This is a genomic window from bacterium, from assembly GCA_024228115.1.
In the GTDB taxonomy this organism is placed as follows: Bacteria; Myxococcota_A; UBA9160; order UBA9160; family UBA6930.
On record JAAETT010000405.1, the window covers coordinates 1 to 3,672 of the forward strand.

Sequence of the window (3,672 nt, forward strand, 5' to 3'; positions counted from 1 at the left end):
AGGTGACAGTCTGTGCGGTAGAATCCGGCTTCATGAAGGGGCCCTTGTTGAGGGGAAACGGGTGTCGCAACACGTTTCTACCGCAACTGGGGCCTTCTTCAATTCAAGAACGAGACTTCTTCATGAATTTTCCGGGCTAAGACATCGTTGTTGATAATCGTCGGCGATGAATCCACGACTTCGATGCCCCGAGCATTCTGCTGTCCTTGATTCACCGTGTTGTTCGAAATCGTCCCGGTCGCGGAGTTGCGGTAGGTGATGCCTCCAAGACCGAACTCTTGGAATGTTGAGTTCGTGATATCAACGTCCGCTCCATCGACATCCACGGAGTCCTTGGCCCACTTAACGATGATGCCGTCGAGCACGGAGCCTGTGGAGCCTGGGAGCACCTGGATGCCTTCCCAGTCGTTCTGGCCGGGAGGCGTATTCGCTGACGTGAAGAGTCCTCCCTGCGCATCGAGCGTTCCAGCCACCTCGAGGCGAGTGTCCGGGAGGAACGAAAGCGTGGCGCCGGATTCCACCGTGAGCGTCTCGCCAACCGGAACATCGATGACGCCCGTCACCACGTAGGTCGTTCCAGAACTGAACGTTGTACCTGGTGCCAGGGAGCCGCCCGTCACATAGTCCCCTTGGAATTCCTGGCCGTTTGCGAGAATGCTTGCATCCAAGAACGGCGTGAAACCAACTACGGGGCGATTCGCGCTGTCCGTGCGATCGTTGATCTTGTCCGCAATCTCGACCGGATCCGTCGTACCCCACCAATTCTTAGAGGCGTCGATCGCACCGACTACGGGGAATGCGCCAGCATCGAGATCGTTGGACCCGTTGTCATGAATGTCATTGCCCTGAATCGTCGGAGTCGGATAGCCACCGGATCCCGCACTCAGCAGGATCCCGGCCGCGGTATTGTTCCTGATCAGGTTCCCGGTAACTGCCGGCGCCGTCGTTCCTTCAATCCGGAGCCCGTAGAATTTCGCTGCCTCGAGGGTATTCCCAGTCACGGACACCACACCGGTCCCCGCCTGCGTGGATGAGTGCTGGATCCAAATTCCGTTTCGATAGTCCTGGATCGTGTTGCCGATCAGACCGGGATTCGCCGCCCCGCCCGCCGGTTCCACCACGTGGATCCCCGAGTTCGTACTTGAGGCGGGCGGGGCGGACAACGTGAGAATGTTGTTGAACAGCTGAGACGTGGAGTCGTTCAGGTAGATTCCTGCCTCCTTGGCATCAAGAACTTGGGAGTCGGAGACGCCCACCGGTGCCTGGTCGATGTGGACTCCGTAGTCCGCGTGCTCGATCAAGGCGTGTCGAATTTGGCTGTTGACGCTCGTTGCCGAGATGTAGATCCCATCCCAATCGCCTGGGGCTGGCGAACTCCCAGCCGATTCCAGATGCACCAGCTGCGATGCGGAGCCCGCGATGTCCAGGGTGCCGTCCACAATGAAGCGCATGCCCGGCAGGAACTGAAGGTGAGCCCCTGCCTCGAGCGTGGCAACCTGGCCGCTCTCCACGAGCAGATCCCCCACCACCATGTGGGTGACGCCAGCCTCGACTGGTTCCACGACCGGTCCGTTCAAGTAGGAGCCTGGCACCACGGTTCCTCCAGCCCAAAAGCTGTCGTTCAGGAACGGTGTCCATTGAACGATGGCTGCAGACGCCGAATCGCTGGAGTCGTGAATGTTACCGGCAATCGTCGCCAGATCGGTGGTTCCCCACCAGTTCCCCGATGCCTGGAGCGGGGCGCCGACGTTTATCACATAGTAGTCCCAGGATGCGTTTCCGAAGAGATCGGACTCGCGAATGATTGGTGCGGGATCAACGGCCTGGCCGGAGCCTCTTTCGACTCGAACGCCAGTGATGCCGTTGTTCGTGATCGCGTTGCCTCCGAAAATATCAGGATTGGATCCGTCCTTGATCAAGATCCCATGATATTCGTGGTCACTAAACGTGCTCGCCTGGACATCCGGCGAGGAGCGAATCAACGTCAGTCCGTGCCGGCAGCGGTAGGCTTCCACGCTGTCGATGGTCACGGTCCCTGCGTCCTTCAGCTCGATGCAGGACCCGATCGGCCAACCTGCCGCGTTGTCGATCAAAGTACCCGCACCCAGATGGCCAGTTCCGCCTGCCTGAAATTGCACGCCGTCCACGAATTGAGTGATCGTGGCGTTGCTGAGCTGGAGGTCACCTCCTGCAACACGGATAGCGGTAGAGGTGTTTCTGATGTCGACCTCCTCGAGGACGGCTTGGCCGTTGACAGTGAGGCCGAGCCAGTCTTGGTGGCCTGGCGGCGCCGCGTCGGAACGGAGGACGACACGTTGCCCGGACACGCCTTGGACTACGAGTCCTCCATCTACGGTGATTGAATACAGGCCGTCGACACGCACCTCGACATCCGGCTGGATCGTGAGAGTCGCGGTGGGGTCGATCGTGAGGTTCGAACCGATGATGTAGGGCCCGGCGTTGCCGGGAGCCTGACCTGGAGTCCACACCGTATCCGTGGTGATCGAGCCCGAAACCGTACGAGACTCGGCGTTCTCGTAGTTGTACGTGACGACTGCAGACGGATCGGAGGTCTGCCCGCCCGAATCGGCGACCGCGTAGACAGAATTGGGTCCGTCAAGGAGGACGATCGAGATCTCGAACGAGCCATCGGCCTGGGCCGTGTCGCTCCCCTGCTCTTCTCCGTTCACGAAGATGCGAACGAGGTCACCTGAATTGGCGAAGCCGGCCGCGGGGTGCGGGTTCTGCGACGTGGGGTCGGAAGGGAGATCGAGCGCGGGCGGGAAGGTGAGCTGGCTCAGATCGATTTCGTAGAGATACGCGTTCTCGGGCCTCGTCCACTCACCGCCATCGTTGGCCGCAACCGTGATCGCGGATCCGTTCTCGAGGCCCGGCAGGATGACGGGACTGTGGACGCTTCCCGTGCCTGTAAGAAGCGTCTGCGGCCGCTCCCACACCACGACGGGCTCAGACCACGGGCCTTCCAGGTTCTCAGCAACGCGAACAGCCAACGCACTATGATTGTCTTCCTGGACGTAGGGAAGAATCAGACTCTGTTCGACACTATAAACGGCAGCCCACCTTGCCTCCTGCGTGTTGTACGCAACGGACGGTGCGCCTGAGTTGTCCCAGAGCGCCGCAGGTGTCGTAGGGGCGGACTGCCAGCCCGAGGCGGTCCAGTATTCGTACGAGCTTGCCTGCGTCACCCCGTTCAGCGGTACTCGGGCAGAAAACACCTCGTGGCTTGTCGCTCCACCTGGGAGTTGGAGCCCATAGAGGTAGAGATCGGACCCGGATACGACTCCGCCGGAGGCGGGCTGCAGATCCCCATCTTCGAAGAGGGAGTAGGTATCCCCGAAGAGCGTGCTCGTGTTGGGGAATGTCTGGCGAACGAAGGGCGGCGTTCCGCCGCTCATCTTCGCCAAGCCCACCTCCCTCGGACCGGTCGTGTGGGTGCGCCAATAGAAGGCATAGACATCGGACCCGTCGACAAAGGGCGCCGCGAACTCGATTTCGGTTTCGCCCGCCACCAGCGTGTTGGCGATCACGAGAAACCGTAGAAATCTGATCATCTAGCCGTGGTCGCGCGCGAGTGCTGGTTTCTCGTCAGAACGGCGAATCGGTGTCGGTCGGATCGGTGTCGAGTTCGCGATCGAGAGCCGCGAGGTAGTG

Annotated in this window: 1 protein-coding gene; it reads right to left on the reverse strand. The window is 60.6% G+C overall.

The window, feature by feature from the left end:
• Positions 1-98 precede the first annotated feature (98 nt).
• A complete protein-coding gene (locus GY937_17540; GenBank protein ID MCP5058508.1) occupies positions 99-3,572 on the reverse strand; it encodes a DUF4185 domain-containing protein in 3,474 nt (1,157 codons plus the stop codon).
• Positions 3,573-3,672 lie beyond the last annotated feature (100 nt).